The sequence below is a fragment of the Amycolatopsis sp. lyj-109 genome (genome assembly GCF_046548995.1).
Lineage (GTDB): Bacteria > Actinomycetota > Actinomycetes > Mycobacteriales > Pseudonocardiaceae > Amycolatopsis.
The window spans coordinates 22,660-49,178 of sequence record NZ_JAJPWR010000029.1 but is presented as its reverse complement, the minus strand read 5'-3'; the positions used below and the strand labels follow the sequence as shown (position 1 = coordinate 49,178).

22 protein-coding genes are annotated in these 26,519 nt (G+C 71.4%); 9 read left to right on the top strand and 13 right to left on the bottom strand.

Translation table 11 applies throughout. The annotated features are described in order from the left end of the window. Positions 1 to 14: 14 nt before the first annotated feature. On the top strand, positions 15 to 203 hold the full coding sequence (locus tag ACLJQF_RS41210; protein WP_410615733.1) for a DUF5302 domain-containing protein: 189 nt from the start codon (positions 15 to 17) through the stop codon (positions 201 to 203). A 61-nt stretch (positions 204 to 264) separates the two neighbouring features. Here ACLJQF_RS41210 and ACLJQF_RS41205 read toward each other — a convergent pair whose 3' ends face one another. Beyond that, positions 265 to 1,266, bottom strand: a complete 1,002-nt coding sequence (locus tag ACLJQF_RS41205) for an MBL fold metallo-hydrolase (RefSeq protein WP_410615732.1) — start codon at positions 1,264 to 1,266, stop codon at positions 265 to 267. A gap of 84 nt (positions 1,267 to 1,350) precedes the next feature. Here ACLJQF_RS41205 and ACLJQF_RS41200 point away from each other — a divergent pair, with 84 nt between their 5' ends. After that, on the top strand, positions 1,351 to 2,298 hold the full coding sequence (locus tag ACLJQF_RS41200) for a LysR substrate-binding domain-containing protein (RefSeq protein WP_410615731.1): 948 nt from the start codon (positions 1,351 to 1,353) through the stop codon (positions 2,296 to 2,298). A gap of 37 nt (positions 2,299 to 2,335) precedes the next feature. Here the strand turns inward: ACLJQF_RS41200 and ACLJQF_RS41195 are convergent, their stop codons facing one another. The 5 genes from ACLJQF_RS41195 to ACLJQF_RS41175 form a co-directional block, all read right to left on the bottom strand. Further along, positions 2,336 to 3,136 (bottom strand): serine hydrolase, encoded by an 801-nt coding sequence (locus ACLJQF_RS41195; protein WP_410615730.1) that lies wholly within the window; start codon positions 3,134 to 3,136, stop codon positions 2,336 to 2,338. After that, positions 3,133 to 4,206 (bottom strand): Glu/Leu/Phe/Val dehydrogenase dimerization domain-containing protein, encoded by a 1,074-nt coding sequence (locus ACLJQF_RS41190; RefSeq protein ID WP_410615729.1) that lies wholly within the window; start codon positions 4,204 to 4,206, stop codon positions 3,133 to 3,135. The genes ACLJQF_RS41195 and ACLJQF_RS41190 overlap by 4 nt, the downstream gene beginning before the upstream one ends. A 184-nt stretch (positions 4,207 to 4,390) precedes the next feature. Then, positions 4,391 to 5,581, bottom strand: coding sequence for a kynureninase (locus ACLJQF_RS41185; protein WP_410615728.1), 1,191 nt, complete (start codon positions 5,579 to 5,581; stop codon positions 4,391 to 4,393). Next, a complete protein-coding gene (locus ACLJQF_RS41180; RefSeq protein ID WP_410615727.1) occupies positions 5,578 to 6,372 on the bottom strand; it encodes a tryptophan 2,3-dioxygenase in 795 nt (264 codons plus the stop codon). The genes ACLJQF_RS41185 and ACLJQF_RS41180 overlap by 4 nt, the downstream gene beginning before the upstream one ends. Next, a complete protein-coding gene (locus ACLJQF_RS41175) occupies positions 6,369 to 7,184 on the bottom strand; it encodes a PaaX family transcriptional regulator C-terminal domain-containing protein (RefSeq protein ID WP_410615726.1) in 816 nt (271 codons plus the stop codon). Before ACLJQF_RS41175 ends, ACLJQF_RS41180 begins: the two co-directional genes overlap by 4 nt. A gap of 48 nt (positions 7,185 to 7,232) precedes the next feature. On the opposite strand from ACLJQF_RS41175, the gene ACLJQF_RS41170 reads away from it, so the two are divergent. From ACLJQF_RS41170 to ACLJQF_RS41150, 5 genes are all read left to right on the top strand, one after another. After that, positions 7,233 to 7,985, top strand: coding sequence for a creatininase family protein (locus ACLJQF_RS41170; protein WP_410615725.1), 753 nt, complete (start codon positions 7,233 to 7,235; stop codon positions 7,983 to 7,985). After that, entirely contained in the window at positions 7,978 to 9,492 is a 1,515-nt protein-coding gene (locus tag ACLJQF_RS41165; RefSeq protein WP_410615724.1) for a benzoate-CoA ligase family protein, read from the top strand. Before ACLJQF_RS41170 ends, ACLJQF_RS41165 begins: the two co-directional genes overlap by 8 nt. After that, on the top strand, positions 9,489 to 10,181 hold the full coding sequence (locus tag ACLJQF_RS41160; protein WP_410615723.1) for an SDR family NAD(P)-dependent oxidoreductase: 693 nt from the start codon (positions 9,489 to 9,491) through the stop codon (positions 10,179 to 10,181). The genes ACLJQF_RS41165 and ACLJQF_RS41160 overlap by 4 nt, the downstream gene beginning before the upstream one ends. Further along, positions 10,178 to 11,005 carry an enoyl-CoA hydratase family protein gene (locus ACLJQF_RS41155; protein ID WP_410615722.1) on the top strand — a complete coding sequence of 276 codons (828 nt, stop codon included), beginning with the start codon at positions 10,178 to 10,180 and terminating at the stop codon, positions 11,003 to 11,005. Before ACLJQF_RS41160 ends, ACLJQF_RS41155 begins: the two co-directional genes overlap by 4 nt. 103 nt (positions 11,006 to 11,108) lie before the next feature. Beyond that, on the top strand, positions 11,109 to 12,335 hold the full coding sequence (locus ACLJQF_RS41150) for a DUF222 domain-containing protein (RefSeq protein WP_410615721.1): 1,227 nt from the start codon (positions 11,109 to 11,111) through the stop codon (positions 12,333 to 12,335). 85 nt (positions 12,336 to 12,420) lie between these two features. Here ACLJQF_RS41150 and ACLJQF_RS41145 read toward each other — a convergent pair whose 3' ends face one another. From ACLJQF_RS41145 to ACLJQF_RS41130, 4 genes are read right to left on the bottom strand one after another with little or no spacing between them, the layout of a single operon-like run. After that, complete coding sequence (locus tag ACLJQF_RS41145) at positions 12,421 to 13,338, bottom strand: SMP-30/gluconolactonase/LRE family protein (protein ID WP_410615720.1); 918 nt, start codon at positions 13,336 to 13,338, stop codon at positions 12,421 to 12,423. Between the two features lie 10 nt (positions 13,339 to 13,348). Then, positions 13,349 to 14,005 (bottom strand): histidine phosphatase family protein, encoded by a 657-nt coding sequence (locus ACLJQF_RS41140; protein WP_410615719.1) that lies wholly within the window; start codon positions 14,003 to 14,005, stop codon positions 13,349 to 13,351. Beyond that, on the bottom strand, positions 14,005 to 15,063 hold the full coding sequence (locus tag ACLJQF_RS41135) for a phosphotransferase family protein (RefSeq protein WP_410615718.1): 1,059 nt from the start codon (positions 15,061 to 15,063) through the stop codon (positions 14,005 to 14,007). The genes ACLJQF_RS41140 and ACLJQF_RS41135 overlap by 1 nt, the downstream gene beginning before the upstream one ends. After that, complete coding sequence (locus tag ACLJQF_RS41130; RefSeq protein WP_410615717.1) at positions 15,060 to 15,812, bottom strand: SDR family oxidoreductase; 753 nt, start codon at positions 15,810 to 15,812, stop codon at positions 15,060 to 15,062. The genes ACLJQF_RS41135 and ACLJQF_RS41130 overlap by 4 nt, the downstream gene beginning before the upstream one ends. Before the next feature lie 380 nt (positions 15,813 to 16,192). Here ACLJQF_RS41130 and ACLJQF_RS41125 point away from each other — a divergent pair, with 380 nt between their 5' ends. Next, positions 16,193 to 17,122: a hypothetical protein gene (locus ACLJQF_RS41125; RefSeq protein ID WP_410615716.1), complete on the top strand. Its 930-nt coding sequence runs from the start codon at positions 16,193 to 16,195 to the stop codon at positions 17,120 to 17,122. Between the two features lie 34 nt (positions 17,123 to 17,156). Here the strand turns inward: ACLJQF_RS41125 and ACLJQF_RS41120 are convergent, their stop codons facing one another. After that, positions 17,157 to 18,791, bottom strand: a complete 1,635-nt coding sequence (locus ACLJQF_RS41120; protein WP_410615715.1) for an acyl-CoA synthetase — start codon at positions 18,789 to 18,791, stop codon at positions 17,157 to 17,159. Positions 18,792 to 18,999: 208 nt separating this feature from the next. On the opposite strand from ACLJQF_RS41120, the gene ACLJQF_RS41115 reads away from it, so the two are divergent. After that, complete coding sequence (locus ACLJQF_RS41115) at positions 19,000 to 20,688, top strand: bifunctional 3'-5' exonuclease/DNA polymerase (RefSeq protein WP_410615714.1); 1,689 nt, start codon at positions 19,000 to 19,002, stop codon at positions 20,686 to 20,688. 135 nt (positions 20,689 to 20,823) lie between these two features. On the opposite strand, the gene ACLJQF_RS41110 is transcribed toward ACLJQF_RS41115, so the two are convergent. Together ACLJQF_RS41110 and hrpA are read right to left on the bottom strand one after the other, a co-directional pair. Continuing rightward, a complete protein-coding gene (locus ACLJQF_RS41110; protein WP_410615713.1) occupies positions 20,824 to 22,527 on the bottom strand; it encodes a sialidase family protein in 1,704 nt (567 codons plus the stop codon). A gap of 99 nt (positions 22,528 to 22,626) precedes the next feature. Next, positions 22,627 to 26,517 carry an ATP-dependent RNA helicase HrpA gene (gene hrpA / locus ACLJQF_RS41105; RefSeq protein ID WP_410615712.1) on the bottom strand — a complete coding sequence of 1,297 codons (3,891 nt, stop codon included), beginning with the start codon at positions 26,515 to 26,517 and terminating at the stop codon, positions 22,627 to 22,629. Positions 26,518 to 26,519: the final 2 nt, after the last annotated feature.

The following is a 26,519-nucleotide window of genomic DNA, read 5'->3' as shown; positions in this document are numbered from 1 at the left end:
TTTCGGAGGTAAGCATGAGTGAACCGGACCCCTCGCCCAGCGGCGAGGAGGACGACGACGTCAAGCGCAAGTTCCGCGAAGCGCTGGAGCGCAAGCAGGCTCACGCGCGCACGGGTTCGTCCCACGAGAACGGCGGCGGCAAGAACCAGCACGCCCACGGCCCGGCGGCGAACAAGAGGACGTTCCGCCGCAAGAGCGGCTGAGCCGCCGGCGCAAGACTCGTGAAGGCCACCTCGGGGAGTCCCCGAGGTGGCCTTCACGGTTTCAGGGCGTGAACTCGCCCAGGTGGTCCAGCACCACGAACTCGCTCCCCGGGCTCGCCGCCGCCACCGCCTTCCGCAGGACCTCCACCCCGCCGTTGGGGTCGTGCGCCTGGCCCAGCGGCAGGTCGAAGTCGTCCCAGTGCGTCGCCGCCACCCACCTCGGATCGCCCACGGTTCGCAGCAACCTCGGGACGTACTCCCGCACCTTCGCCCCGCCCGGCGGCAGCAGCACGACGTCCGGCCGCAACCCCGCCAGCTCGGACTCGACGTAGTTCGAACCGCCGAAGTCCAGCACGCTCGCCCCGCCGCCGGACACCAGGTACGCCAGCGTGCCGCCCTCCAGCAGGTCCGAGATCACGCGTGGCCGGTCACGGCGGGAAAGCGGCCGGGTTCCCGGGAACGCCACCTGGGCCCGGCCGCCCGTCGCCGAATGCAGGGACCGCAGCACGCGGATCGAGTACCCGTCGAACGCCAGGTCCTCGCCGCCCGTCGCGATCGCCAGCTGGTCCTCCGGGGCACCCATGGCTGCCATGAGACTCAAATGGGTCTCGGTGCCAATGACCGTCGCTCCGGTGCGTTCGGCCAGGTACGGGACGTCCGTCAGGTGGTCGTAGTGGCCGTGCGTCACCAGGATGTGGTCCGCGCGGAGGAAACCGCGGTCGAGGTAGCCGTCGATCAGGGCGCGGTTCACCGAGAGCGGCGTGCGGGGGTCCGCGCCCGCCGGGGTGTACGTCCCCGTCCTGAACCGGGTCAGCCACGGGTCGATGAGGACCGTCTTCGGCCCGATGCGGATTTCCCAGCCGTTGTTCCCCCACCAGCGCAGTGTCATCTCAGAACCGGTCATTTCAGAACCGGTCATCTCAGAACCGGCCATCCCAGAACCGGCCATCCCAGAACCGGCCATCCCCGAAGCCGCGCGTGCCGTGGCCGGTGCGCCCGCGAGGATGGCGGCGGCCGCCGCGCCCGCGCCGAACAGCCCGCGCCTGCTGAATCCTGTGTCCATGCCGGACACCCGACCACGAGCCGCGCATCGGTGTCCAAGATCGACCCGGCGGTATGTCGATATTCGAACGGCTATCGTCGCAGCGTGGACCACCTCCGTTCGCTGCGGTACTTCCTCGTCGTCGCCGACGAGCTGCACTTTGGCCGGGCCGCCGAACGGCTCGGGATCGCGCAGCCGCCGTTGAGCCAGCGCGTCAAGCGGCTCGAAGCCGAGCTGGGCGCGAAGCTGTTCGAGCGCGGCCGCCGCGTCACGCTCACCGAAGCCGGCGAAGTGCTGCGTGCCGAAGCCCGGGACCTGCTCTCCCGGTGGGACCGCATGACGGCGCTCGTCGCGAAGGCCGAACGCGGCGAGCTGGACAGCCTGCGCGCGGGCGTGCCCCCGGACCTGCCCGGCCGGGTGCTGGCCGCGATCCTGACGAAGTTCGCCGACGCGTGCCCGGCCGTGCGGCTGGACCTGCAGGAGCTCACCACCGCCGAACAGGCCCGGCTGCTCGCCGATCGCGAACTCGACGCCGGCCTCCTGCAGCTGCCGGTGGACGTGGTCGGGCTCGACCTCGGCCCGGTCGTCGACACCCCGCTGGGCGTGGTGCTGCCCCGCGACTCGCCGCTCGCCCGCCGCGCCGAGCTCACCCTCGCCGACCTGGCCGGGGAAGGCCTGGTGCACGCTCCGCGCGCCGCCGCGCCGGGAAGCTACGACACGCTGCTGCGCACCTGCTGGGACCACGGCTTCCGCCCGGCCGCGATCCGGCACGCCCGCAACCCCGAGTTCGTGCTCGGCCTGGTCCTGGCCGGGCACGGCGTGGCGTTCGAACCCGGCGCCCGCAAGGAACCCCGGGTGGTCTGGCGGCCGCTCGAAGGCGAGGTGCTGCGGGCCCGGATGGCGTTCGCCTGGCCCTCGACCAGCCCGCACCCGCAGGCGGCCGAACTCGCCGGAATCGCGGCCGCGGTCCTCGGGAACGACGGTGTCTCGCGCCTGGTGCCGCCTCCGCGGGGCCCCCGCCCGTGGGACGTGTTCTACGAACGCGGCGGCTGATCGGCCGCCGCAGCCGGCCCCGTCCGTGGAGCCTCCGCTACGCACGCAGCTGATCGACCGCCGCCCGCGCGGCCGCGCCGATCGCGCGGTCGATGTCCGGGCGCCGCAGCGTCTCCGCCCCGCCGGTCGTGAACACCGCCACCGCGTACGCGGCACCGTCCGGGTAGGTCGCGACGCCGATTTCGTTGCGGATCCCCGGCATCGTGCCCGTCTTGCCCGCCACCGCCACCTCCGGCGGGAACCCCGCCGCCAGCCGGTGCCAGCCGACCTGCGCGGACATCCACTCGCGGACCGGCGCACCGACGTCGTCGGCCCAGATCGCCGACAGCAGTGTCGTCATCTCGCGGGGTGTGGTCGCGGACGTCCGCAGTGGGTCCAGGGCCCGCAGCGGGCGGCCCGCCGAAGTGTCCTCGATGATCGTGCGCAGGACGTCCCGAGGCGCGCCGACGACGGAAGTCCGCGTCAGGCCCAGCTCGGCCAGCAGCGACCGGACGTTGTCCACGCCGACGCGGTCGAACAGCAGGTCCGCGGCCGTGTTGTCGGACACCGACAGGGCCAGCAGCGCCGCGTCCCGCAGGCTGTAGGAGACGTCGTCGGCGAACCCCGCCGAGCCGGTTCCGCCCAGCCGGTCCGCCGCGGTGGCGCGCACCCGGTCGGCCGGGTCCAGCTGCCCGGCCGCGACCTGGCGCGCGAACTCGAACGCCAAGGGCACCTTCACCACGGACGCCAGCACCACCGGCGAATCCGCGCCCCACCCCAGCGCATCGGAAGAACCGAGACGGCGGGCGTGCAGGAAGCCCTGCACGCCCGCCGCTTCGAAGAATGCGGAAGGACTCACCCGGTCATGATGGACCGCAGCCGCCCGACCTCCGCCATCCGGCGCTCGGCGAGGCGGTCGGCCGCCGTTGCGGGCGGCACGCCGTCCGCCTCCGCCAGCGCGAACACGGCCTTCGTCGTGTCGTAGATGGCCGTCGTCTTGCGCTTGGCGCGCTCGAAGGTGAAGCCGTGGCGCTCGTCGTCGACCTGGATCACCCCGCCCGCGTTCACCAGGTAGTCCGGGGCGTACAGGACGCCGCGGTCGGCCAGCTGCTTGTCGATGCCCGCGTGCGCGAGCTGGTTGTTCGCCGCGCCGCAGACGATGCGGGCGCCGAGGACCGGCACGGTCTCGTCGTTCAGGACGCCGCCCAGCGCGCACGGCGCGAAGACGTCCAGCTCGGTGCGCAGCAGGCTGTCCACATCGGACGCGACCTGCACGGACGGGTGGCTCTCGAGCGTGCGCGCAATCGCCGGCGCGTAGACGTCGGTGATGGTGACCTGCGCGCCCGCCTCCACGAGGTGCCCGACGAGGAGGTGGCCGACCTTGCCCACCCCCGCGACGCCGACGCGCTTGCCGGCCAGGTCCGGGCTGCCCCAGACGTGCTCGGCCGACGCCCGCATGCCCTGGAAGACGCCGAACGCGGTGAGCACGGACGAGTCGCCCGCGCCGCCGTCCTCGGGCGAGCGGCCGGTGACGTACTGGCACTCGCGGGCCACGACGTCCATGTCCTGCACGTAGGTGCCCACGTCGCAGGCCGTGATGTAGCGGCCGCCCAGGGACTGCACGAAGCGCCCGTACGCGCGCAGCAGCGCTTCGGACTTGAGGGTTTTCGGGTCGCCGATGATGACGGCCTTGCCGCCGCCGAGGTCGAGCCCGGCCAGCGCGTTCTTGTACGCCATGCCCTTGGACAGCGCGAGGACGTCGTCGAGCGCGCCGGATTCGGTGGCGTAGGGGTGGAAGCGCGTCCCGCCGAGTGCGGGGCCGAGCGCGGTGGAGTAGATGCCGATGATGGCCTTGAGGCCACTGGCCTGGTCGTGGCAGTACACGACCTGTTCGTGCCCGGTACCCCGGGCGAACACTCCGTCGGTCACGGTGGTGACTCCTTTGTCATCCGCGCCCGGTTTCGTGGCCGGGACGCGCTTCGGGTGGCCGGGAACCGGCGTCGGGCGGAGGTCGTCCGCCGCTGCGCCGGGTCCCGGCACCAACCTAGATCCCTACCGTTCGCCGGACCAGTGGAGGTCCGGCCTGAAGGGCACTTTCACGTGAAAGTGCCCTTCAGCGCACCACCGTGGCGAGCGTGCCCATCGCCGTCTCGAGCTGGGTGTCGGAGAGGTACGGCGCCGGGCCGAAGCGCAGGTGCGAGCCGCGGCTGTCGGTGCGGACGCCGTGGGCGGCCAGTGCCGCCTGCAGCCCGGCGGCGTCGGCGCAGCGCAGCGAGAGGAACCCGCCGAGCATCCCGAGCGGCGTCTCGCGGTCGCGCGTGACGACGTCCTCCGGCAGCGCGAGCTTGTCGAACACCGAGGCCAGGAGCCCCACCTGGTGCTGGGACACCTCGCGCAGGAACTCCGGGGTCAGCCCCTGCTCGGCGAAGAACCGCTGGACCCGGACGCCGCGGTAGTGGCTCACCGGGTCGTAGGTGGCGCCGGCGAACCGGTCGCCGCCGATGGCGTAGGGCACCCGGTCGGGGTGGCGTTCGTCGGCGAGCACGCCGAACTCGGCGTACCAGCCGGTGATCACCGGCCGCAGCTCCTGGGCGTGCGCGGGCAGCCGCAGGAAGCAGTTGCCCTCACCGAGCTGCAGGTACTTGTAGCCGCCGCCGAGCACCCAGGCGTTCGTGAGCCCGAGGTCGTGCAGCGCGAACGGCACGACGCCGAGCGCGTGGTAGGCATCCACGACGAGCTCGATCGACCGGCCGCGGCAGACGTCGGCGAGGTGCGCCAGGCCGGGGACCAGCCTCGACGTCTCGAACAGCACCGCGGACACCAGCACGGCGGCGGTGTTGCCGTCGACCTCGCCGGCGACCCGCTCGGCGAGCGTCGTCACCGGTTCCAGGGGCACCCGCACGACCTCGACGCCCTCCTCTTCGAGGCGGGCGAGCTGACGGCGCAGGGTGTGGAACTCGCCGTCGGTGGTGACCAGGCGCGGCCGTCGCGGCAGCTCCATCGCCGAGAGGAAGCGCAGCACCAGGTCGTGCGTGCTCGCGCCGAGCGCGTACTCGCCGTGCGGGTCGCCGAGCAGCATGCGGAAGCCCGCACGCAGCTCGTCCGCCTTGGCGAAGGCGCGCTCCCACTTGCCGTCGACGTCGCGGGCGGCGTCCGCGAAGGACTCGCGGAGCCCCTCCTCGGCGACGTCCGGCCAGGCCTGGTGCGAGTGTCCGGAAAGCAGGAGGCGGTCGGCCACCGCAAACCGGGTGTAGTGCGCGGCGAGGCTGTTGGCGTCCCCGCGCAGGTCGTCCAAAGTGGTCACAGTCGGCTCCGTACGGCCCAGAGATCCGGGAACATCGGCTGGAAAAGCGTGGTACGCAGGTAGGTCGCGCCGGATGATCCTCCCGTCCCGGTCTTGTCGCCGATGGTGCGTTCGACCATCTTCACGTGCCGGTAGCGCCACTCCTGCATCCCTTCGTCGAGATCGACCAGACACTCCGCGACGACCGAGGGTCCCCCGTCGTCGCTGTACACGTCCAGCAATATCGCCTGCAGGGCCGGGGACGGCTCCACCGGTCGAGTGACGTCTCGGTCACACTCGACCGCGTAGCCAGAAACCTTGAGGTACGTGAGAAAAGAGTCGAACAACGACGGGCGCGCCATCGCTTCGGCGATGCGTTTCCGCTGCTCGCCGCCCTCGGGGTAGTGCGCGAACACACGCTCGTCACGGCGTCCCAGTACCGCCTCCAGTTCGCGGAACTGGGCCGACTGGAAGCCGCTCGAAGCGTCCAAACGGGCGCGGAAACTGGTGAACTGGCTGGGCGTCATGGTTTCCAGCACGTCGATCTGCGCGACCGCGACCTTGAGGATGGTCAGGATCCGGCGCAGGGTGCGGATGGAGTGCGCGGTGGTGCCCTTTTCGAGGTTCGCCTGGAGGAAGGCGGCTTCGTGCAGGATCTGCTTGAACCACAGCTCGTACACCTGGTGGATCACGATGAACAGCAGTTCGTCGTGCTCGTCGGACCGCAGGCGCTGCGCGTTCAGCACGTCGTCCAGCCCGAGGTACGAGGTGTAACTCAAAGCTTCCTGGGTCGCTTGGCTGGGTTCGGTCATCCTCGGGTCACCTCGTCGAAGTGGCGTTGCGCAGAGTGCGCGAGCGCGGTGTACAGATCGTGGAACAACTCGACCGCCGCCGCCCGGCGGTCCGGGGCGGGCACCAGGTCGGCGGGCAGTTCGGGGTCGAGCGACGGGAACATGCGGAAGGTGTGCACCAGCCGGGTGCGCACCTCGAACGCCTCGGCGTCCGGCGGCTCCCGGCCCGCGTACCCGCCGAACTGGCCGACGAACGCGGCGTACCGCGCGGCCAGGTCGTCGAGGTCCCAGGCCCGGCCGGCGAACCGGCGGACGTCCAGCGCGGCCGACGGACGGCCGAGCAGCAGCCCGGCGTGCTCGGTGACGTCGAGTTCGCCGAGCAGGGCGACGACCTCGGCCTCGCGGTCGTGCGGGGCGATCCAGGTGCCGTCCTGGTAGGGCCCGAACCCGAGGAATCGCAGCCTCCGGACCAGGCGTTCCCTGGCCTGGCGGCGGCTCTCGGGGATGCTCTGCCACAGCACTGTCCACTCGCCCGCGGCGCGCTCGCGGCGGCCGAGGGAGAAGATCCGGTGGTCACCGTCGGCGAGCAGCGCGACGGTGCGCCGGGTCAGCGAGTAGTGCACGGTGCGGCCTTCGCGGTGGCGCTGCAGCAGGCCGCGGCGCACCAGGCGGGTGAGCGCGATCCGGGCGGCACCGTCGGAGAAGCCCAGCTCGGCGAGCACCGCGACCAGGCCGCCCGACCACACCCGGCGGGTTTCGCGCGGGTGCACGTAGCTGCCCAGCAACGTCATGACCAGCTCCTGAGGGCCGGCTTCGAAGGCATCGGCAGGCATGGGCGCAACTCTATACACCTCAGGCCGCTGCGGTGTAGCTTGATTTGCGTGACGTACTTCGCGGACCTCACTTCACCGCAGGTCGCTGCTCTCGCTTCGGGTGAGCGCGTACCGGTGCTGCTGCTTCCGCTCGGCGCGATCGAGCCGCACGGTCCGCACGCGCCGCTGGGCACGGACCCGCTGATCTCCCGCGGGATGTGCGAGCGCGCGGCTTCTCGCTTGGCCGCCGACGAGGACGTCCACGTGCTGGTGCTGCCCGAAGTGCCCTACGGCGTCACGCGGTTCGCGGCCGGGTTCGCCGGCGGCATCCACCTCGGCGAGGAGACGCTGCACTCGCTGCTCGTCGACATCGGCGCGGCGCTGATCGGCCAGCGGCTCCGGCGGATCCTGCTGGTCAACAACCACTTCGAGCCCGCGCACCTGGTCACCCTGCGACGCGCGGCCGAGACGCTGAACTTCGCCTACGACGGGCGCGTCGCCCTGCTCGACCTGGTCCGGCGGCGGCACGCCGAGCGGCTGACCGACGAGTTCCGGTCCGGCGAGTGCCACGCCGGGCGCTACGAGACGTCACTGGTGCTCGCCGACCGGCCCGAACTGGTGGACCAGGCGCTGATGCGGACGCTGCCGCACGTGCCGGTGAGCCTGGCCTCGGCTCCTTCCGACGGGGGCTTCCGGGAGATGGGCATGACCGAGGCGTACTGCGGCAAGCCCGCGGAGGCGACCGCATCCGAAGGGGAAGAGACGTTCTCGACGTTGACCGACCTGCTGGTGGAAGCGATCCGGGAGCTGGCCCGTGAGTGAGCCGTTCAACCTCGCCACGCACTTCCTCGACCGGCACGTGGCAGCGGGCCGGGGTGACCGGACCGCCCTGTTCGTCGGGGACCGGGCGGTCAGCTACGCGTCGCTCGCGGCGTTGGCGAACCGCGTCGGCAACGTGCTGCTGGATGCCGGCGTCCGTCGTGGACAGCGGGTGCTGCTGGCGCTGAGCGACGGCGACGAGTTCGTCGCGGCCTGGTACGGCGCGCAGAAGATCGGCGCGGTCACCGCCGAGGTCTACCCGTTCCTGCAGCCGAAGGACTACGCGTACTACCTCGGCTACACCGAGGCCGTCGCGGTGCTCGCCGACGCCGTCACGCTGCCCGCGCTGCGTGCCGCGGATGCCACCGGGCTGCTCGTCACGGGCGTTCCCGAAGCGGAGCTGCTCCCGGGCGAGCGTCCATTTCGGACGCTGGTCGACGCCGCGCCGTCCACGCTGGAGGCGGTACCGACCACTGTGGACGATGTCGGGATCTGGAAGTTCACCACGGGCAGCACCGGCGCGCCCAAAGCGTGCGTGCACACCCTGCGCAGTCCCTTGGAGAGCTTCGAGCGGTACGCCGTCCAGGTGCTTGGCCTGCGAGAGGACGATCGGGTCCTCGCCGTGCCGAAGCTCTTCTTCGGCTACGCACGTGATCTGGTGGCGCTGTTCCCGTTCGGGGTCGGCGCGGCCGGCATCGCGTTCCCCGAGCGCAGCACGGCGGACCTGATGTTCGAGCTGATCGCCCGCCACCGGCCGACCGTGCTGGTCAACGTGCCGACGATGATGAGCGCGATGGTCGTCCACCCGGCCGCGGCGGAGCAGGACCTGAGCTGCCTGCGGATGGCGACGTCGGCGGGTGAGGCGCTGCCGCCGGAGCTGCACCGCAGGTGGGACGCGGCCTTCGGGGTGCCGGTGGTGGACGGGATCGGCTCGTCCGAGGCGTACCACATCTACCTGTCGAACCGGCCGGGCGCCGCCCGCGCCGGCACGCTCGGCACGCCCGTTCCCGGCTACACCGCCCAGGTCGTCGACGAGCTCGGGAACCCGTTGCCGGACGGGGAGATCGGCCCGCTGCGGGTGACCGGGCCGACGATCGCGCGAGAGTACTTCGGCGACCCGGACAAGTCCGCGCGGACGTTCGACAGCGACACGCTGACCTCGGGCGACCTGTTCAGCCGTTCCCCGGACGGGTACTTCCGCCACCACGGCCGCGCCGACGCGCTGCTCAAGGTCGGCGGCGTGTTCGTCGCACCCGGCGAGATCGAGGACTGCCTGCTCGGCCACGCCGACGTGGTGGACTGCGCGGTGGTCGGCCACGAGGTCGACGGCCTGGTCGTGCCGCGCGCGTACGTCGTGGTGCGGGCTCCGGTGTCGGCCGATGACCTCAAGAATCACGCGAAAGCCCACCTGGCCAAGCACAAGTACCCCCGCGAGGTGGTCTTCATGACGGAACTCCCCCGCACCGCCAACGGAAAGCTCGACCGCCGCGCCCTGGCGGCCCGCCCGTGAGCCGCCTGGTGGTGGTGACCGGCGGAACGCGCGGAATCGGCGCGGCGATCGCGGCCCGGTTCCGTGCGTCCGGTGACACGGTGCTGGCGCCGGGCCGCGCGGACTGCGACGTGACTTCCGAGGAAGCCGTGACCGAGTACTTCGCTTCGGCGGGCCCGGTCGACGTGCTGGTCAACAACGCCGGCATCTCGTCGAGCGCCCCGGTTTCGCGGACCTCGCTGGCCGACTGGCGCGCGCAGTTCGAGGTGAACGCGACGGGCGCGTTCCTCTGCACGCGCGCGGTGCTGGACGGCATGCGCTCGCGCGACAGCGGCCGGATCGTCACGGTGGCGTCGACGGCATCGCACGTCGGCTACCGCTACACGGCCGGCTATACGGCGTCGAAGCACGCGGCGGTGGGTTTCATGCGCGCGGTGGCGGCGGAACTGGCCGGCACCGGCGTCACGGCGAACGCGGTGTGCCCGGCGTTCGTCCGCACCGACATGACGGCGACCTCGGTGGAGCGGATCGTCTCCCGGTCCGGGAGGTCCACTTCGGACGCGGAAGCGGCACTGGCGGCGGCGTCCCCGCTCGGCCGGCTGCTGGAGCCGGCGGAGGTGGCCTTCGCGGTGGCTTTCCTGGCGGCCCCGGAAGCCGCCGCGATCAACGGCCAGACCCTCGTACTCGACGGCGGAGGAATCCAGTCATGAGCCCGTTCCGCGCAACTGCCCCTCTGACTCGAGAATGGGAGCACTTCGGCTTCGCCGTGGCGGACGGGGTGGCCACGGTGACGTTCACCCGTCCTTCGAAGCTCAACGCGCTCACGTTCGACGTGTACGCGGACCTGCGCGACCTGGTGATCGAGCTTCCGCAGCACCCGGACGTCCGGGTGCTGGTGATCACAGGCGAAGGCCGCGGGTTCTGTTCCGGCGGCGACGTCGAGGAGATCATCGGCGAGCTGCAGAAGTTCGAGACGGCGGAGCTGCTGGAGTTCACCCGCATGACGGGCGCGGTGGTGAAGGCGCTGCGCGAGTGCCCGTTGCCGGTGATCGCGGCGGTCAACGGGGTGGCGGCGGGAGCGGGTTCGGTGATCGCGCTGGCCAGCGACTTCCGGTTGCTGGCGGAGTCGGCGAAGTTCGCGTTCCTGTTCACGAAGGTGGGTTTGGCCGGAGCGGACATGGGGTCGGCGTATCTGTTGCCGCGGCTGGTGGGTCTGGGCCGCGCGACGGAACTGCTGATCCTCGGGGACAAGGTTTCGGCTTCGCGCGCGTCGGAGATCGGCCTGGCCACGCAGGTGGTTCCCGACTCGGATCTCCCGGCGGTGGCTTCGGCTTTGGCCCGGCGGCTGGCAGACGGCCCGGCGCTGGCGTACGCGACGACGAAGGTGCTGCTGACCCGCGAGCTGGACATGGACTTGGGTTCCGCGATCGAGCTGGAGGCGATGACGCAGGCGCTGCTGATGACGGCCAAGGACCACAAGGAGTTCTATGCGGCTTGGACGGCGGGGCGGGAGCCTCGCTGGACGGGCCGTTAGGCGCCGAGTTCCCGACCCGTCCCCCAGGCCACGCTTGTCTGTCCCTTGTGGACTACCCGATCGAGTGATGATGTTCGAACAGGCGTTCGGCTAATGTCGGGGCATGGCCGAGACCGGGCAGACCGCAGCAGCGTGGCAGCTCTCCGACGAGGAGCTGGCCGCAGCTTTGTGCAGCTCCGAAAAGGCCATGCGCGCTGCGTATGCGCATCACCTGGACTTGGTGGCCGAGGCTGACCGGCGTGGACTCGGGCCCGCCACCGGGTACCGGGACACCGCCGGGTTTCTGGTCGGTTCCCAGGGTCTCTCCTGGGACGAGGCCCGCACGCGGGTCGCGATCGCCACCACCGATCTGCCCGGAGTGCGGACTTCGCTTGCCGCCGGGGAGATCGGTCCGGAGCACGCGGCGGAGATCGTGAAGGTGCTCCGGCAGGCCCCGCCCGCTCTCGGAATCGAGCGGGTGGCGGCACATGAGGAGACCCTGGTGGAGCTGGCGCGGCAGGCGACCCCGTCCACCGTGCGCAAAGCCGGGCAACGCCTCCTCGCCTACTGGGACCTCGAAAGCCAGGAACCCCGAGACCGCGAAGAGGGCCTGGCCCGCCCGCGACGGGAGTTCCGCTACACCTGGACCCGTGACGGCCGGATGAAGTTCACCGGCGAGTTCGACGCCGAGACCGGGCACCTGGCCGAAGATCTCTTCGTCCCGCTGGCCAAACCCGACGCCGCCGACGAACACGGCCACCCCGGCCCCCGCACCCTGGCGGAACGGCAGGGCGACGCGGTCGCGGCAATCTTCGACCTCGCGGCCCGGGCGAAGGGGTTGCCGGTGCGAGCCGGGGAACGCGCAGTCGCCACGGTCACCATTCCCTACGCGGATCTACTCCGCGAGAGCGGGCTCGTGACCCTCGACGACGGCCGGACCCTCACCGTGTCACAGCTGCGCAAGCTGCTGTGCGATGCCAAAATCTACCCGGCAGTGCTCGGCGGCGAAGGTCAAGTACTCGATCTGGGCCGCTCGGCCCGCACGGCCACCCCGGCACAGCGGCGGGCCCTGGCGATCCGGGACCGCGGGTGCACGAGGCCGGGCTGCCCGCGGGGTCCGAAGTGGACGACGCCGCACCACGTGATCTGGTGGGCCACCCAAGGCGGCGAAACCAACATCAACGATCTCGCCCTGGTCTGCGAACGCTGCCACCAGCTGATCCATCACGGCGGCTGGGACGTCCGCATCCACCACGACACCGTCTATTGGATCCCACCCGTCTGGCAGGACTCACGACGAAGACCGATCCGCAACACCGCCCACGACCCACCACAACACCAAGCCGCCTGACGCGGCGGGGGCAGCCGAGCCACAGAGCCGAGCCACCGACCGGTGCCTCGGCTATCCCACCGTGCCGTCCGGACGTTGCCCGGCATCACCCGGTGGTAGGCGTCACCGCGATCGCCGACTCCTCCAACGAGCCGAAGTACAGCTGCCCCTGCCACTCACGGACACCGACCAGCATGTGGAAACCCGGGATCTCCCCGCGCAGTTCCCGCACAACGCGACCATCCCCGGCGACACCCAGCACGCCGACCTCGCGACCCGGGCTGGGCTGCAGCGACGTCGGCAGCCGCCGGACACCCGCCCGCAGGAACGCCGGGAGCCGCCGCACCACGTCCAGCGCCGCCACCTTCGGCGACGCCTGCGTGATCCAGATCAGGCCGTCCGTGCCCGTCGAGATGTTGTCCGGGAAGCCCCACAGCCCGTCGACGAGGACGTCCGAGCGGCCGTCGGGCAGCCATACCCGGGAAACCCGGCAGGCGCCCGTCTCCGCCACAGCCACGAACGACTCGTCCGGGGCCAGCGCGACGCCGTTCGCGAACTGGAGGCCGTCCAGAAGCAGGTCGATCGTGCCATCCGGGGCGCGGCGCAGCAGCCGGCCACCCGCCGTCTGCTCGATCAGGTCGTCGCGCCAGTTTTCGATGCCGAAGCGGCGGGACGAATCCGTGAAGTAGATCGTCCCGTCGGAGGCCACCGCCGCGTTGTTGCAGAACACGAAGTCCAGGCCCAGCGCGGCAGTGGCCAGTACCGAAGGAGAGCCGCCGGCCAGCGGGACCACCAGCAGCCCGGCCCGCGCGTCGCAGATCAGCAGCTCGTCGTCGCCGTACAGCTCCAGCCCGAGCGGGCGGCCACCCGTGTCGGCGATGATGTCGATGTGCCGGCCGTCGGGCGACAGGCGCAGGATCCGGCCGTCGTCGACGCCGGTGTAGATCCGGCCCTCGGCGTCGACGACGACGTCCTCCGGGCCGTTGCCGTTCACCGGGTACAGCGTGACCTCGCCGAACCGCATCAGGTGCCTCCTAGCGATAGGTGAGCAACGAGGCCGTGTCCGCCTCGAAGTGCGGGTGCTCGTTGAACGACAGGAGCGTGACGCCGCCGCGGCCGGACACCAGCTTGGTGATCCCGCCGTTGACCGTGACGCGGTTGAGCTTGAGCAGCCCGGCTTCCGGAGTCCCCAGCAACAGGCCACAGATCGTGGCGATCACGCCGCCGGAGGTGAACACGACCGCGTGTTCCCCCTTGCCCAGCGACGCCACCAGGTCGCCCAGCGCGTCCCGGCAGCGCGCGAGGAACGCGGGCCACGTCTCGGCGCACGGCCCGTCGGCGCCGGCCGACGTCCACGCCGTCAGGGCTGCGTCCAGGACACCTTGATACGCGCGCGAATCCTCCTGCGGCGCCCCGCCGGCGTGGTGGCGCGCGATGTCGACGTGGTCGTATTCGTTCCAGTGTGGGTCCTCGACCACCGGGACGTCGCTGCCGAGCACCTTCAGCGCCGTCGCTGCGGTGTCGCGCTGCCGGGCCAGCGAGCCCGACTGGACCTGGCTGAACGAAACTTCGCGCCGCCGCAGTTCCGCACCGACCACAGTGGACTGTTCGAAGCCGCGCGGGGACAGTGCGTCGTAGTCGGCCGCGCCGAACGACGCCTGGCCGTGCCGGACCAGGTAGATCGCGCCCACTACACGCTCCCCTTCGCGATGATCTCGCGGCAGCGCCAGTCGAGGTACCCGACGAACTGCCAGAAGTCCTTGAACGCCGGGTTGCGGGTGGCGCCGTCGTGGTAGCGCCGGTACAGCTGCTGCAGCACCGCGGCGAGCCGGAACAGGCCGTAGACCTCGTAGAAGCGCCAGTCGCCGACCGAGAGCCCGGTTTTCTCGGCGTAGCGCGCGACGAACTCCTCACGGGTGAACATGCCGGGCAGGTGGGTCGGCTGGCGGCGGCTCGTGTGCATGACGTCGTCGTCCCCGGCCTGGACCCAGTAGGCGAGCATGCTGCCCAGCTCCATCAGCGGGTCGCCGAGCGTGGCCATCTCCCAGTCGAGGACGCCGGTGATGTTCAGCGTCGACGGGCCGTCCAGGACCAGGTTGTCGAGGCGGTAGTCGTTGTGGATCAGGCAGATCTCGACCTCGCCGGGCTGGTTCGCGGCCAGCCACGCGCGCACCTCGGCGAAGTCTCCGACGTTGTCCGTGCGCGCCGCCACGTACCGCTCGGACCAGCCGCGGATCTGCCGCTCGACATAACCGGCGCCCTTGCCGAGGTCCGCGAGCCCCGCCTTTTCGACGTCGACGGCGTGCAGGTCCACCAACCGGTCGACGACCTTGCCGGACAGCTCGCGCGCCTGGTCCGGGCTCAGTTCGAGACCGTCGGGCAGGTCGCCGCGCAGGATCAGGCCGTCCAGCTTCTCCATGACGTAGAAGTCGCCGCCGAGCACGGCCGGGTCGTCGCCGAACGCCACCATCCGCGGCACGTACGGGAAGACCGGCTTCAGCGCGTGCTGCACGCGGTACTCGCGCCGCATGTCGTGCGCCGACGCCGCTTTGTGCCCGGCGGGCGGGCGGCGCAGGATCAGCTCGCGGCCGGGATAGGTCAGCAGGTACGTCAGGTTGGACGCGCCACCGGGGAACTGCCGGACGTGCGGCGGTTCGTCCCCGAGGCCCTCGACCTTCGCGCTCAGCCAGGCGTGCACCGCGGTGGCGTCGAAGGCGTCCTCCGCGCGGACCTCGACCGGGGCGTTCACGCGAACTTCCGCAGCAGTGCGGCCGGCACGACGCGCATGACGACGCTCAGCGGCACCCACGGCCACGCCGGGACGTAGGCGCGGCGCGGTTCGGCTTCGATCGCCTTGGCCAGCGCCCGGGCACCGGTCTCGGCCTTGCCCAGCAACGGGTTCCGGCCGATCCGGTCGTTCATCTCCGACTCGATGTAGCCGGGCCGGATGTCGGTGACGGCGATGCCCTTGCGTTTCAGCTCGATCCGGGTGCCGTCGACGAACGCCGAGATCCCGGCCTTCGACGCGGCGTACGCGGTGAGTTTGCCCGGGAACGGGCGAAGGGCGCTGAACGAGGAGATGACGGCGAGGTGGCCGGCGCCCTGTTCGCGGAAGATCCCGGCGGCGGCCTCGATCTGGGCGGCGGCCGCGACGAAGTTGACCTCGAGGGTCTGGCGGTTGGCGTCGAACCGGCCCGTGCCGACCCGCTGCCCCTTCCCGAGCCCGGCGTTCACAATCACCCGGTCGAGGGACCCGAGCTCGGTGCGGAACTCCTCGAAGACGGCGAACACGCGGTCGTGGTCGGTGACGTCGAGGGTGCGCGTGACGACCTTGATCCCCGGGTGTGCCGCGGTCAGCTCGGCGGCCAGCTTCTCGAGCCGTTCGGTGCGTCGCGCGCACAGCGCGAGGTTGCGTCCCTTCGCCGCGAACTGGCGGGCCATGCCTTCGCCCAGCCCGCTGCTCGCGCCGGTGATCAGGATGTTCTGCCGAAGCGTCATGCCAGGAGGCTACCCGGTGGTAACAAGACCGGTGGCCCGGCGCTGGGGGCGTCGCCGGGCCACCGGTCATCGCGCGGCCACACCGGCCGGTCGCACAACTCGACCGGGTGAACCGGAGCCGGAACCGCTCGCGCGGCCGGTCGCACCTGCGCCCGGGCGGGCCGTGAGGGGGAGGCGGTGCCACCGGCGCAGGCAAGTCATACAAGCGCGTCGGCCCAGGCCGGGGCAATGGTTCACAGTTGCCAGTACTAGCCCGTTCGCCCGAGTGGCCGCCCGAGTGGCGCGGCCGAAGAGGGGGCGGAGACCGCGGGGAAAACTGCTAACGTGCTCCGTGTCGGGGATCGTCGGGGGACGGCATGGGGCGGGTCGGGATTTCAGCGATGGCGGGCAGCACGGTGGGTGACGGCCAGGAGAACGGGCGCACCGAATTCGCCATCCGGCTGCGCGCGGCCATCGCCACCAGCGGGCTGTCGCTCGACCGGATCCAGGCGCGGCTGCGGGCCCGCGGCGTCGTCGTCAGCGTCACCGCGCTCAGCTATTGGCAATCGGGCAAACGGCAGCCGGAGCGGCAGAGTTCGCTCTCGGCCGTCCGCACCCTCGAAGAGATCCTCGACGTCCCCGCCGGCTCCCTGCTCGGGCTGCTGCCCCCGCCACGGCCCCGCGGCGGCGCCGGGAAGCGCCAGGCCGGCGGCGAGCCGATGTCGTTCCCGCGCGAAGTGCTGCAGCCCCTGCTGGAAAAGGTCGGGGCGCCGCACGCACTCGACCGCCAGCAGCCGCTGAAGATGGTCGGGCTGCACGACCTGTGCGAGATCGCCGCGGACGGCGGGCAGCGGGCGGTGACCGCGCGCGCGGTGTTCCAGGCCGTCGCGGACGGCCAGGACCGCTGGCTGCTGGTCTACACCCAGGACGACCCGGCGGCGGGCGTCCCCGAGCTGCACGCCGTGCGCAACTGCCGGGTCGGCCGCGCGGAGATCGACGAGGCACACGGCCTGCTCGTCACCGAACTGCTCTTCGAGCAGCCGATCAACCGCGGCGAGACGCACCTGATCGAGTACACCCTGACCAACAGCGGGCCGCCGTACCCGGAGTGCCGCAACACGCACTACCGCGAGTTCCGCCGCCCGGTGCGGGAGTACCTCCTGGAGGTCAGGTTCGCCCCGGGCACGGCGCCGGGCCGCTGCTGGCAGTACTCGCGCAACGGCGCCAACGGCACGCTCGCCCGGCGGCCGCTGAAGCTCGACGGCGCGGACGGCGTCCACGCCGTGGCGTTCGACTTCGGACCGGGCGTCTTCGGCATCGACTGGGACTGACCGTCAGCTCGGCCGAGCCGCCGGCCGGCGTGGTTCACGACAGCCGCGTGCGCAGTACCTTCCCGGTCGCGTTGCGCGGCAGCTCGTCCAGGAACTCGACGTCCCGCGGCACCTTGTAGCGGGCCAGGTTCGCCTTGACGTAGTCGCGGATCTCGTCGGCGTCCAGGACAGCGCCCTCGGCCCGCACCACGAATGCCTTGAGCCGCTGGCCGAACTCCGGGTCCTCGACGCCGATCACCGCCGCCTCGATCACGTCTTCGCGCTCGACCAGCAGGTTCTCCACCTCGATCGGGAACACGTTCTCGCCGCCGGAGACGATCATCTCGTCGTCGCGGCCGTCGATGAACAGCAGGCCGTCCTCGTCGAAGTGGCCGACATCGCCGCTGGAGAGCAGGCCGTCGATGATCTCCTTGTGGCGGCCGTCGGTGTAGCCGCCGAAGCTGAGCCCGCTGCCGACGAACACGCGCCCGGTCACGTGCGGCTCGGTGACGCGGCGGCCATTCTGGTCGTAGAGCGCCACTTTGCAGCCGACCGGCGCGCGGCCGACCGTGCCCGGGGCCTTCACCCAGTCCTCCGGCGTCGCGACCGTCGCCACCGCGACCTCGGTGGAGCCGTAGAGGTTGTGCACGACCGGGCCGAACGCCTCGTTCGCCCGGTTGCCCAGGTCCGGCGACAGCGCCGAGCCGGCGACGAAGACGATCCGCAGCGCCGACGTGTCGTACTTCTGCCGGACCTCCTTCGGCAGGTCGACGATGCGCTGCAACATGGTCGGCACCAGCACGAGCGCGGTGCACTTGTGCTCGGCGACGCCGCGCAGCGCCTCCTCGGGGTTGAACTTGCGCCGCATGACGACCTTCGAGCCGAGCGCGAAGGACAGGATGAACTGCGAGAGGCCGGTGCCGTGGAACAGCGGCGCGCCCATGTAGGTGGCCTCGTTGGACCGCAGCGGGATCCGGTCGAGGAACTGCGCCGACGCCAGCGCGGAGGTGTGCGGCCGCGGCGCGCCCTTCGGCGTGCCGGTGGTGCCGCTGGTCAGCAGCACGAACCCGCCCGGCTTGGCCGGGGCGGGCCACGGCCGGTCGTCGGTGCTGGCGATGATCTCGTCGAGCACCGGGACGGTCCGGTCGGTGAGGTCGGAGTCCGGGTCGACCCAGGCGAGGTAGCGGTCGACGCCGTCCGGGATCGCGTCGAGCAGGCCGGTGAACTCCTGGTCGTAGACGAGCGCGGTGACACCTTCGCGCTTGGCGACGTCGGCCAGCTGCGGCTTCGCGAACCCGGTGTTCATCAGCAGCAGGCGGACGCCGAGCTTGCCCGCCGCGGCCATCGTGATGACCAGGCCGCGGTGGTCGCGGCACAGCGCGGCGACGACCTGGCCGGGCCGGATGCCGCGCTCGGACCAGGCCCTGGCCAGCGCGTTCGACTGGTCGTCGAGCTGTTTGTAGGTGAGCGGGCCGAGCTCGTCGATGATGCCGACGGCGGCCGGGTCGCGGCGGGCGGAGATGTGGTTGGCGCCGGCGAACGGGCCGAACTTCCGCAGCGCGACCAGCGAGCGGACGCCCTCGTCGACTCTGGGGAAGGGAACGAGGCCCGCCCGTCGCATCACGTCGACGCTGCGCACCGTCTCGGTCACCTTGTCCGCCACCGTGGTGGCGAGCGCGACCAGGCTCATCCGGGCACCTCCGTTGCTGCGGGGAAGAGAGCCCACGCCGACGGCGGGCGTACCGGCGGTATGGGGGCTACCGGAGAGTAAACCAACCGTGGGCCCAACGCACCAGCCCGCGAGCGGGCGACTGGGTCTTCTGGGCTTCGCCCCAGGGCGGGGGCTCCGCCACCCGCGGCCCCCGGAAACTGTCGGTGGTGGTCGGCATGATGTCGGGGTGCAGGTGATCGCGGGACGTGAGGAGGACGGGAGCTTCACCGTGCACACGCCGTCGGACACGGTGTCCGGCCTGGACGAGGCGGCTTTCGCGGGGCTGGCGCGGGAGCTGGAGGCGTCGCTGGCGCCGCGGTGGGTGTTTCCCTCGGTGGAGCGGACGTACCCGGTGCTGATGGCGGCCGGGCTGCGGGTGCGCCGCTGCTACGACCTCGCGCTGGCCGAGGGGCTGCTGCTGGCGTACGCGGGCGCGGAAGAGCAGTCGCGGAGCTTGCGCGCGGCCTGGGCCAGGGCGAACGGGGAGGAAGCGCCTTCCGAGCAGTCCGCCGTCGAGCTGGCGCAGCCGACGCTGTTCGAGACGCGGGTGCCGACGCTGCCCGAGGGCGTGACGGTCGTCACGGCGGTGCGGCGTGTCCTCGCGGAGCAGGAGCGGCGGGTGGCGGCGGCCGAGCACCCGGACCGGATGCGGCTGCTGCTGGCCGCGGAGTCGGCGAGCGCGCTGGCCGCCGCGGAGATGTCGGCCGACGGCCTGCCGTGGCGCGCCGACGTGCACGAGGCCCTGCTGGCCGCGCGGCTCGGCCCGCGTGTTCCCGCCGGGCAGCGGCCGAAGGCGCTGGTCGAGCTGGCGGCGAAGATCAGCGAGGCGTTCGGCGGGCGGCCGGTGAACCCGGACTCGCCGCCGAGCGTGGTCCGGGCGCTGGCCCGCGCGGGGATCGAGGTGCCGGCGGCGCGGAAGTACCTGCTGAAGGGGATCGACCACCCCGCGGTCGGGCCGTTGCTGGAGTACAAGGAGCTGTCGCGGCTGTACACGGCGAACGGCTGGGCGTGGCTCGACGAGTGGGTCGCCGACGGCCGGTTCCGCCCGCACTACGTCGTCGGCGGCGTGGTGTCCGGGCGGTGGGCCAGCCGCGGCGGCGGGGCGCTGCAGATCCCGAAGGTGCTGCGGACGTGCGTGCGCGCGGACCCGGGCTGGAAGCTCGTGGTGGCCGACGCGGCCCAGCTGGAGCCGCGGGTGCTCACGGCGCTGTCGGGCGACCGGCGGCTGGCCGACGTCGCGGCGGCGACGGACCTGTACGCGCGGCTGGGCGAGGCGCTGTTCTCCGGCGCGCACTGGGTGCCGGCCGCGGAGGACGACCGCGACGACCGGGCGCGCGCGAAGATCGCGATGCTGTCGGCGATGTACGGCGGCACGTCCGGCGAAGCGGGGCCGCTGCTGGGGTTGCTGCGGCAGCGGTTCCCGGACGCGGTGTCCTATGTGGAGCGTGCCGCCCAGGCGGGCGAGCGCGGCGAACGGGTCCGGTCGCGGCTGGGCCGCACTTCTCCCGCGCCTTCGGCCGCGTGGCGCGCGTTGACGGGCGGACTGGCGTCCGACGAAGCAGCGGAGCTGAAAGCCCGCCGGGCCTCGCGCGGCTGGGGCCGGTTCACCCGCAACTTCGTCGTCCAGGCGAGCGCGGCCGACATGACGGCGGTGATGCTGGCCACCCTCCGCACCCGCCTCCCCGCACCCGCCCACCTGGTCTTCTTCCAGCACGACGAGGTCATCGTCCACACCCCGGCGCCCCTGGCCGCCTCGGTCGCCGACGCCATCACGGACTCGGTTTCCGAGGCAGCCCGCCTCCTGTTCGGCCCGGCCTGCCCGGTCCGCTTCCCCATGCAAACCGCAGCAGTCGACACGTACGCCGACGCCAAATAGCCGGACCCAGCCGGACGACACGCGTACCCAGAAGGACGACACGCGTACACAGGTGGACGACACGGCCCAGGCCGGGGCGACCAAGCCGTGTCGTCCGGCCAGGCACGCGTGTCGTCCGGCCAGGCACACGGGGTGCTACGGGAACATCGGGAGGGTCTGCGTCCCGACGTCCTGGTTCGGCAGCGTCCGGCCCGGGTTGCCGCGGAAGTCGGTCCAGGCCGGGTGCAGGCGGAAGTCCGTGCCGACCGCCGCTGCCGTGTAGTCGCCGATGAACACCCCCTGCAGTTCCTTGCCCGTCTCCGCTCCCGTCGAGACGAACTGGACCTGCGGGTTCGCCGTCTGCGTGGTGATCCTGCGGAGCGGGGACAGGCCGTCACCCCAGCCGGTCGCGTACGCGTAGTCCAAGCCGATGCCGTTCGGGTCGTACGCGCGCGTGTACGACGTGACCGCGACCCGGCCGGCCAGGGCCGCCACCGCCGGGAACACCTCGTCGGCGCCCGTACCGATCTTCACCGGCTTCGACCAGCCGTGCCGGCCGTCCGACCCGCTGAGGAAGGCGTCTCCGTTCGTCTTCACGGACTCGCCGTCGCGGTACGTGCCGTTGCGGTCGTCGGCCCAGGTCACCCACAGGTGGTCCGTCACGCGGTCGTACGTCAGCTGCGGGAAGCTGTTGACCCGGAAGTTCTCGCCGGTCAGCGCGTTGTTGGCGACGTCTTCGTCGACCGGGAAGTCGAAGTCGAGCCCCACCTCGGTGTGCCGGAACGTCCGGCCGCCGTCGCGGGAGGTGGCCACGACGACCGCGTCGTGGTCGGCAGGCTGGTCGCACGCGGCCGTCGCGCACACCGACGTCTCGTACGCCACCTGCAGCGTCCCGTCGCGGGTCACCACCGGGTTCGAGCCGCTGCCGAACGGCGTGATCCCGCCGTGGAACCCGGTCAGCGACGGCGAAATCCGGCGCATCGGCGACCACGTCCGGCCGAAATCGCGGGACTTCGACAGCACGATCGGCGATTCGGTGAAGGCGCCGGTCGCGTCGTAGGTGAACTGCGTCCAGGTCACGTAGACGTCGCCGGTCACCGGGTCGGCGGCGATCCACTCCTTGTCGTTGAAGATGTTCGCGGGCGTCGGCGTGCCCGCCGGGGTGACGCCGTCGAGGTGCAGGATCGCCGGGTCGCCGAAGCTGCGGCCGCCGTCGTGGGACACCGACACCGCGATGCCGCTGGCGAGCTGCTGGTCGTCCGGCACGGCCGCGCGGCTGAACACCAGCGTCGCGTAATACACCGTGTTGTGCGGCCCGAACGCGATGGCGGGGTCACCGGCGGCGTCCATATAGGACAGCGGGGCGGCCGCCCCGGTCGGGTAGTCCAGGTGCGGCAGCTGGACGTTCGCCCAGGTCCGGCCGCCGTCGAACGACGTGTAGGCGAAGCCGCCGGAGTCGTTGCGGGCCTCGCGCGTGTTGTACAGCCGGTAGTCGTTCGCCCCGGCGACGATGTTGCGCGGGTTCTCCGGGTTGACGGCGATCGTGGTCTCGTTCTGGGCCGTGCTGCAGCCGGTCTGGCTGCCGGTCGGCACGATGGTGTCGCCGTCGATGACGTCGGTGTTCGGCGCGAGCGGCCGGTAGGGGTTCGGCTTGCCGATGTAGGTCTGGCAGAGCGCGGACAGCGCGGGGTCGTCGCCGTCCTCGTCTTCTCCCTCGGCGAACTGCTCCTTGAGCAGCGGGTTCGGCACGTTGTGCCGAGCCTCGGCCGCGTGTGCGGCGGGCGCGAAGACGAGCGGCAAGAGGAGCGCGAAGCAGGCGACGACGATTCTTCGCGTGGCGGACGAAACACCCAAGGACATCGGAAAGTCCTTTCCCAGGAAGGTCTCCAGCCGACCCAGGCTTGTCCCGCGGCGGAACGCGGTCAACCGACGGAAGTTCGAAGCCGGACATTCCCGGCATCACGCCAAGGCGTCGTCCAGCGCCTTCGTGATCCGCTTCAGCGACACCGGGTGCGCCGTCCCCAGCGTCTGGGCGAAGAACGAAACCCGCAGTTCCTCGATCATCCACCGCACCTCGCGCAACGCCGGCGACGACGTTCCCGGCGGCAGTGACGCCAGCGCGTCGGCGTACTCGCGGGTTATCCACGCGATGTCCGCCGTCCGCTGCAGGTCACGGGTCGGCTCCGAAGCCAGCTTCTCCAGCCGGCGCGAAATTCCCTGCAGGTACCGGACCACGTGCCGCAGCCGCGGAGCACCCGTCTCCGTCACGAAACCGGGGTACACCAGCGCCGCGAGCTGTGCGCGGATGTCGGCGAGGGACTCCGCGGGGCCGCGCGACGACGACAGCTGCACCTCGACGTCGTTCGCCGCGCGGAGGATCTTCTCGACGTCCGCCAGCACGCCGAGGACCTCCGGGTGCAGACTCACGCGGACCTTCTCCAGCAGCACCTTGAAGCCGGTTTCGTCGAAGACCGGACCGCCGCTCGCGGCCATCAGGGCGTCCACCGCGCAGTCGACGCAGTCCTCGAGCAGGGCCGCCACACTGCCGTGCGGGTTCCGGTTGAGCACCAGCTTCGACGAGTTGGACAGCGAGCGCGTGATGAACTTCATCGGCGAGCTCAGGTTCAGCCGCAGCATCCGCCGCGTGCCCGCCCACATCGCGTGTTCCTGCTGGGCCGGCGTGTCCAGCAGGCGCACCGCCACCGACGCGCCCTCGTCGACCAGGGCCGGGTACGCCTTGACGTCGTGGCCGCGCTGCGTCGACTCGAACACCTGCGGCAGCGAACCGAAGGACGGTTTCGTCAGCCCGGCCTTCTCGAGCGTGTTGGCCGCCTTCGAGATCGTCGCGCGGACCTTCGGGGCCAGCCGCCGCTGCAGCTCGGCAACGTCCTTGCCTTCGGCTACGCGCTTGCCGCGCTCGTCGACCACGCGGAACGTCATCTTCAGGTGCTCCGGCACCGACGAAAGGTCCCAGTCCGCGTACGGCACGGTGATTCCGCGCAGCGCCCGCAGCTCGCGGCCGAGCACCTCCAGCAGCGGACCGTCCGAAGGGGACACTCGCGAAAGGACGTCGCGGGCCGTGTCCGGCGCCGGGACGAAGTTGCGCCGCAACGCCTTCGGCAGCGACTTGATCAGCTGCGTGACCAGCTCCGCGCGGAGACCCGGCACCTGCCAGTCGAACCCGTCCGGCGTCACCTGGTTGAGCACCGGCAGCGGGACGTGCACGGTGACGCCGTCGGCGTCCGCGCCCGGCTCGAACTGGTAGGTCAGCGCGAAGACCTGCGTGCCCTGCGTCCACGAGTCCGGGTAGTCGCCCTCTCGGACGCTGTCCGCGGACTCGTTCATCAGCATGGACTTCTCGAACGACAGCAAATCCGGGTCCGTGTGGCGCGCCTTCTTCCACCAGCTGTCGAAGTGGCGCACCGAGACGACGTCCGCCGGGACCCGCGCGTCGTAGAACTCGTACAGCGTCTGGTCGTCGACCAGGATGTCGCGGCGCCGCGCGCGGTTTTCGAGGTCCTCGACCTCTTCCAGCAGCGCCCGGTTCTCGGCGAAGAAGTGGTGGCGCGTCTGCCAGTCCCCCTCGACCAGCGCGTTGCGGATGAACAGCGCCCGCGACATCTCCGGGTCGATCCGGCCGTAGTTGACGCGGCGGTCGGCGATCAGCGGGACGCCGTACAGCGTCACTTTCTCGGTCGCGATCACCGCGCCGTGCTTGCGTTCCCAGTGCGGCTCGGAATACGACCGCTTCACGACGTGCCCGGCCAGCGGCTCGACCCACTCGGGCTCGATGCGCGCGTTGACCCGCGCCCACAGCCGGGACGTTTCGACCAGCTCCGCCGACATCACCCAGCGCGGCTGCTTCTTGAACAGCGCCGACCCCGGGAACACGCCGAACCGGGCGCCCCGCGCGCCCAGGTAGTCGCCCTTGGCCGGGTCCTTGAGCCCGATGTGCGAGAGCAGCCCGGCGATCAGCGACGTGTGCACGCGCTGCGGGTCGACCGGGGCCGTGTTCGTATTCAGCGAGATGCCGAGCGGCTTGGCCAGCTGACGCAGCTGGCTGAAGATGTCCTGCCACTCGCGCAGCCGCAGGTAGTTGAGGTACTCGGTGCGGCACATGCGCCGGAACTGGTTACCGGACAACGCCTTCTGCTGCTCGGCGACGTACTCCCAGAGGTTCAGGTAGGCCAGGAAGTCCGACGTCGGGTCGGCGAACCGCGCGTGCTGGGCGTCGGCCGCCTGCTGCTTCTCGGCCGGGCGTTCCCGCGGGTCCTGAATGGACAGTGCGGCCGCGATGATCATCACTTCGCGGACACAGCCGTTGCGGGCCGCCTCCAGGACCATCCGGCCCATCCGCGGGTCGACGGGCAGCTGCGCGAGCTTGCGGCCGATGTCGGTGAGACGCCGGTCCGAGGAGCTGACGCTGTCGAACGCGCCCAGCTCCTGCAGCAGGCCGACGCCGTCGGCGACCTGGCGGCGGTCCGGCGGCTCGACGAACGGGAACGCGGCGATGTCGCCGAGGCCCAGCGACGTCATCTGCAGGATGACCGAGGCCAGGTTGGTCCGCAGGATCTCGGGATCGGTGAACTCGGGCCGCGCCTCGAAGTCCTCTTCGGAATACAGGCGGATGCAGATGCCGTCGGACGTGCGGCCGCAGCGGCCCTTGCGCTGGTTCGCCGACGCCTGCGACACCGGTTCGATCGGCAGCCGCTGCACCTTGGTCCGGTGGCTGTAGCGGGAGATCCGCGCGGTGCCCGGGTCGACGACGTACTTGATGCCCGGCACGGTCAGCGACGTCTCGGCGACGTTGGTGGCGAGCACGACCCGGCGCCCGGTGTGGGACTGGAAGATGCGCTGCTGCTCGGCCGCCGACAGCCGCGCGTACAGCGGCAGGACCTCGGTGCCCCGCAGGTTCGCCCGGTTCAGCACGTCCGCGGTGTCGCGGATCTCGCGCTCGCCGGAGAGGAACACCAGGATGTCGCCGGGTCCCTCGGCGCACAGCTCCTCGACGGCGTCGAGGATGCCTTGGGTCTGGTCGCGCTCGTCGGCGTCTTCGGAGGGATCGTCCGGGTCGACGAGCGGCCGGTAGCGCGTCTCGACCGGGTACGTCCGGCCGGAGACCTCGACGATCGGCGCGTCGTCGAAGTGCTTCGAAAAGCGTTCCGGGTCGATCGTCGCCGAGGTGATGATGACCTTGAGGTCGGGGCGGCGCGGCAGCAGCTGCTTGAGGTAGCCGAGGATGAAGTCGATGTTGAGGCTGCGCTCGTGAGCCTCGTCGATGATCAGCGTGTCGTACTGGCGCAGCGAGCGGTCGGTCTGGATCTCGGCCAGCAGGATGCCGTCGGTCATCAGCTTGACCAGCGTGTCCTGCCCGGACTGGTCGGTGAACCGGACCTTGTAGCCGACGGTCTCGCCGAGCTCGGTCTTCAGTTCGCTCGCAATCCGGTCGGCGACCGTGCGCGCGGCCAGCCGCCGCGGCTGGGTGTGCCCGATCTGGCCGCGGATGCCGCGGCCGAGCTCCAGGCAGATCTTCGGCAGCTGGGTGGTCTTGCCCGAGCCGGTCTCCCCCGCGACGATCACGACCTGGTGCTTGCCGATGGCGGCGGCGATCTCGTCCTTGAGCTTGCTGACCGGCAGCTCTTCGGGGTACTCGATCTTGGGCACGCTCTCGCGCCGCGACTGGACGCGCAGCTCGGCCTTGTCGATGTCGGCGGCGATCTGCGCCAGGGCGGAGTCACGGTCGCGGGCTTTGCGGGCGCCTTCGAGCCGGCGACGCAGCCGTTGCTCGTCGCGCGGCATCAGCTCGGGCAGGCGCGCTCGCAGCGCTTCAAAAGGAGATGGCTCGGACATTC

Bases quoted from the DNA above. Each gene is read 5' to 3' on its own strand.
- ACLJQF_RS41150 (WP_410615721.1), top strand. From the start codon at position 11,109: ATGGCCGAGACCGGGCAGACCGCAGCAGCGTGGCAGCTCTCCGACGAG.
- hrpA (WP_410615712.1), bottom strand. From the start codon at position 26,517: ATGTCCGAGCCATCTCCTTTTGAAGCGCTGCGAGCGCGCCTGCCCGAG.
- ACLJQF_RS41120 (WP_410615715.1), bottom strand. From the start codon at position 18,791: ATGAGCCTGGTCGCGCTCGCCACCACGGTGGCGGACAAGGTGACCGAG.
- ACLJQF_RS41125 (WP_410615716.1), top strand. From the start codon at position 16,193: ATGGCGGGCAGCACGGTGGGTGACGGCCAGGAGAACGGGCGCACCGAA.
- ACLJQF_RS41145 (WP_410615720.1), bottom strand. From the start codon at position 13,338: ATGCGGTTCGGCGAGGTCACGCTGTACCCGGTGAACGGCAACGGCCCG.
- ACLJQF_RS41130 (WP_410615717.1), bottom strand. From the start codon at position 15,812: ATGACGCTTCGGCAGAACATCCTGATCACCGGCGCGAGCAGCGGGCTG.
- ACLJQF_RS41175 (WP_410615726.1), bottom strand. From the start codon at position 7,184: ATGCCTGCCGATGCCTTCGAAGCCGGCCCTCAGGAGCTGGTCATGACG.
- ACLJQF_RS41155 (WP_410615722.1), top strand. From the start codon at position 10,178: ATGAGCCCGTTCCGCGCAACTGCCCCTCTGACTCGAGAATGGGAGCAC.
- ACLJQF_RS41205 (WP_410615732.1), bottom strand. From the start codon at position 1,266: ATGGACACAGGATTCAGCAGGCGCGGGCTGTTCGGCGCGGGCGCGGCG.
- ACLJQF_RS41180 (WP_410615727.1), bottom strand. From the start codon at position 6,372: ATGACCGAACCCAGCCAAGCGACCCAGGAAGCTTTGAGTTACACCTCG.
- ACLJQF_RS41210 (WP_410615733.1), top strand. From the start codon at position 15: ATGAGTGAACCGGACCCCTCGCCCAGCGGCGAGGAGGACGACGACGTC.
- ACLJQF_RS41110 (WP_410615713.1), bottom strand. From the start codon at position 22,527: ATGTCCTTGGGTGTTTCGTCCGCCACGCGAAGAATCGTCGTCGCCTGC.